Source organism: Flavobacterium sp. GNP010 (assembly GCF_056428945.1).
In genome coordinates this window covers 1-4186 of the sequence record NZ_JBWJVK010000078.1, presented here as the reverse complement: position 1 = coordinate 4186, position 4186 = coordinate 1, and the positions used below count along the sequence as shown (strand labels likewise).

Sequence of the window (4186 nt, the reverse complement as noted above, 5' to 3'; positions counted from 1 at the left end):
CGAGTAATAAATCGGTTAGTACTACACAAACAGAAGTAAACACACAAAGTAAGGAAACTGTTGATTTTAAAGGGATTATATTCGAAAATTTAATATTACAAACAGTAACTCCTTACTTAACTGCTGATTATTTTGGTTACAAAAATCTCCAAAGTAAAGATGCTAGCCTTAGTAATTTTCCAGTAACTGTCAATGAAATTTCTTTAATTACTGCGCCTGAAAGTGCTAGTTTAAAAGTTGATTTGGCGATCAATATAATGGAAAATCAATTTACAGGACAAACTAAATTTTATGTCATTGGAAAATTTAGCAAAGAGGAAGGTATTCAAAAATGGAAATACGACAGTCTTAAATTTGAACAAATTGATATTGGGGCTGATATAGGAGGAATGAAGTTAAAAGGGAGTATTGCTGTAATGGATAATGACCCTATCTACGGCAAAGGTTTTAAAGGAATGCTGAGTTGTGATTTTACGGGAGGAATTAAGGTTGAGGCAAACGCTATTTTTGGGGCTACAACTTTTAGGTATTGGTATGTTGATGCTATGGCAGATAATTTAAATATTCCGTCGGGAGCAATTACTTTTAAAGGTTTTGGAGGTGGTGCTTCCTACCGAATGAAAAAGGAAGGGTTCAGTAGTAATTTTACAGCATCAGGGTCTAATTATGTTCCAGATATTACTTCAGGTTTAGGTGTAAAAGCTATGATTAAATTTTCAGGAACAGCTTCGGCAGATTCATTTTGGGGAGGCGCAGGTTTCGAAATAGCTTTTAATAGTAATTCTGGTATCAATAGAATCAGTATTTATGGTGAGGGGCATGTGATGCAACCTTTTGAAATTCCCGTACCAGATAAACTTAAAGATGTTTTGAAAAAAGTGAGTGAAAAAGAAGCTAAATTTTCAAAAGCAATCCTAGAGAAACTAAAACAAGAAGATTTATCCAAAGCTGCAGAAGAATTATATCCAAATGATATAAAAAGCTCGATGGGAATTAATGCTTTTGCAGCCATAGAATATGATTTCATGTCAAAAACATTACACGGTACGTTCGATTTATACATTGATACTCCTGGAGGCTTTATAAAAGGTCGTGCATCAGGCAACAGAGCTGGTTGGGCGGTGTTACATTTCGCTCCAGACAAGTGGTATATTCGCATGGGAACCCCTACCGATCGCTTAGGGTTAAAAATGGCTGTAGGTCCATTACAGGTTGAAGCTGGAGGATATTTCATGATGGGAGATGATATACCGGCTAGTCCACCTCCTCCCGCAGTTGTTGCGCAAATCTTAGGAGTTACTGCAGAACAATTAGATTATATGCGTAATGAAAATAGCCTTAGAAATGGTAAAGGTTTTGCATTTGGATCAGATTTTAGTATTAAAACTGGGGATATAACGTTTTTATTGTTTTACGCTAATTTTAATGCAGGTTTTGGTTTTGACATTATGGTTAAGGATTATGGAGACGCCGCATGTAAAGGTTCTGGTCCCATTGGTATTAATGGTTGGTACGCTAATGGTCAGTCCTACGCTTATTTACAAGGAGAATTAGGTATTAAGGTTAAACTTTTCATGATTAGAAAAAAAATACCAATTATAAAAGGTGGTGGAGCTGTTCTGTTACAAGCTAAGCTTCCTAATCCAGTGTGGATACGAGGATATCTTGGAGGACATTTTAATCTGCTTGGGGGATTAGTAAAAGGACGATTCCGATTTAAACTTGAGTTTGGAAAAGAATGTGAATTTATAAATGACACTCCTCTAAACGGTTTAAAAGCCATAGCCGATATCACACCTACTAAAGATGCTAAGGATGTAAATGTTTTTGCCGTCCCACAAGTAGGATTTAATATGCCAATAGACAAAAGCTTCACTATCGAAGAAGATAATGGCACAAAGACATATCGACTAAAATTAGAGGAATATACCGTTAACAAAAATGGCACTCCAATACTTGGCACTATGAGTTGGAACACAACTAATGATTTAGTCAGTTTCAATGCTACAGAAGTATTACCACAAAACTCTGAACTGACACTTAATGTAAAAGTAAGTTTCCAAGAATACAGTAATGGTACTTGGAAAACTATTCATGATAACGGTCAAATAGCAACTGAAAATGAGGCTATTAATTTCACAACTGGAGCAGCACCTAATAATATACCAATAACCAATATTGCTTATTGTTATCCTGTTTTTGATCAAAAATATGTGTATAAAAATGAAAGCAAGCAAGCTTATGTAGTTCTTAAACAAGGTCAATCCTATTTGTTTGAATTAAAAGCTGGTCAGGCTCAAAAAGCTTTTTACAAAACTGGATCTAAAACTGTAAATGGTGCATTATCCTATTCGCCTAGTTTGAAAAAAGTAAGTATTGACATGCCTGATTTAGAAACAACTAAGTCCTACAATCTTACTTTAATGACACTGGAAACTCAATTAGAAGCAAATAACAACTTAAAGGAAAGTTATCAAACACAAAATTTAGATTCAGAAACTAGCGTTGAAACTAAAAATAATGAATTAAAAGAAACCATAACTGGAGGACAAGGAATTGAACTTTTGCAATATAATTTCAACACAAGTCAATACAATACTTTTCAGGAAAAAATGGCTGTAAAAAAACCAAAACAGACTTTGGTAGAAATCATTTACTCAGATGTTCATGCCTTACATTCTATCAATAATTCCTCAGAACCATTTGACGAAATTGAACTTATTGGTAATGCGAAGACCTTAAATATTCCGTTAGTTACTACTGAGGCTATACTTGATGATAATTATTATATCAATGAGATTTTTCCTTTGATATATAAAGGATATCCCCTAGAAAGTGATTTAACATTAAATAGAAATACAAATGTTTTAGGAGTTCCACCAACAAAAGGTGTTGAAACATTAGTGTGGTATCAAGACTATATTATGAATAACTCAAGTAGTTTTATGCTGAGAGATTACTTGCCATACCGATATAATTTACCTTTCTATTATAAAACAGACTTTGTGGATTTAAGATATAAAGTAGTCAACAAATATCTGAATACTGCCAATCAAGTCATGAAAACAAAGTATGATTATATCATCAACGGACAATTTCCGTACCTCAAAAAAGGGAACTACAACATAAAATTGAACTACACTTTACCAGGTGGTCAGCTAGGAACAAGTTCTATTTTTACATTTAATAAAACCAATTAAAATGAAGACCAAATTTTTAATGTTCCTTATTTTAACTACTATAAATTTAGGATTTGCTCAAAACCAATTAGTTAAAGAGCCTGAAATATCTGAAAATAAACTAGAAATAAAAGTACTTACAAGAGTTCAAAAAGATAAGATACTTTTACGCTGGGCTGTGACTGATGCTATGGCTTGGAAAAAATTAAACAAATACGGCTACTTAGTGGAGCGGTTTACTATTACACGAAACAATAAAACCCTATCAAGTCCAGAAAAAGTTATTTTGGCTAAACAATGTAAACCAGAACCCTTAGCATCTTGGGAAGCAATAATAGATACCAATGAAAATGCCGCTATTATAGCTCAAGCACTTTATGGTGAAGATTTTTCCGTTACAGGAACCGATAATTTACAATCTATCATTAACCTTTCTGAAGAAACGGAGCAGCGATTCACTTTTGCTTTATACACGGCTGATAAAGACTATGAAATTGCTAAAAAAGCAGGTTTAGGATTTGAAGATAATACAATAAAAGAAAATGAAAAATACCTGTATCGGATTTCTTCTAATGTACCTAAAGAAGAATTCGATATTATTTATGGTGGTGCCTTTATAGATCCTAAAGAGGTTGAGACATTACCAAAACCAATGGATTTTACAGCTCATTTTACCGATAATAGCACTATGTTAAGTTGGAACTTCAATATACTAGCACACGCTTATGGTAGTTATTATATAGAACGCTCAGAGGATAAAAAAATATTTAAACGTATTACTGATAAACCCTACACCAGTTTAAATCAAGAAAATTCAAATAATAATAGAATATTTTATGTAGACTCAATTGCAAACAATCGAGAATATAATTATCGTATTCAGGGTATTTCAATGTTTGGAGAATTGGGACCTTATTCTGAAATTGTTAGTGGCAAAGGAAAGTCATTATTAAAATATGTTCCTCACCTTACCGTAAAAGAATTTAAAGATGATACAACTGTTAACC

The 4186-nt window shown here is 33.2% G+C and carries 1 protein-coding gene and 1 pseudogene; both read left to right on the top strand.

The window, feature by feature from the left end; genetic code table 11:
* Positions 1-3200 (top strand): hypothetical protein (locus AC061C_RS15310; RefSeq protein WP_478291890.1); only part of this gene is annotated, 3200 nt, incomplete at its 5' end.
* 1 nt (position 3201) lies between these two features.
* Positions 3202-4186 (top strand): annotated as a pseudogene (locus tag AC061C_RS15305) (hypothetical protein); the annotation flags it as partial.